This is a genomic window from Acidithiobacillus concretivorus, from assembly GCF_018853445.1.
GTDB lineage: Bacteria > Pseudomonadota > Gammaproteobacteria > Acidithiobacillales > Acidithiobacillaceae > Acidithiobacillus > Acidithiobacillus concretivorus.
The window spans coordinates 1-340 of sequence record NZ_JABELD010000179.1 but is presented as its reverse complement, the minus strand read 5'-3'; the positions used below and the strand labels follow the sequence as shown (position 1 = coordinate 340).

Here is a 340-nt window from a genome sequence, read left to right as displayed (position 1 = left end):
CTATGACAGCATTCAGCGCTGGGTAAAGGCGTGGAAGGCTAATGTTCGTCCTGGTCTGCACCAAGCCTTTATTCCCCTGAGTTTCCGTCCCGGTGAAGCGTATCAGTTTGACTGGAGCAGCGAGACAGTGATTCTGGATGGGGTGGCCATGGCGATCAAGGTCGCCCACTTTCGCCTGACTTACAGCAGGATGTCCTTTGTCCGGGCCTATCCGAGAGAAACCCAGGAGATGGTCTTCGCCGCCCATCAGGAAGCTTTTCTAGCCTTTGAAGGGGTCCCTGAGCGGGGTATTTACGATAACCCCAAGACCATCGTGGACGTGGTATATCATCGTCCCCTC

1 pseudogene is annotated in these 340 nt (G+C 55.0%); it reads left to right on the top strand.

Annotation, left to right across the window (positions count from 1 at the left end):
- A pseudogene (locus HJG40_RS14625) lies at nucleotides 1–340 on the top strand (DDE-type integrase/transposase/recombinase); the annotation flags it as partial.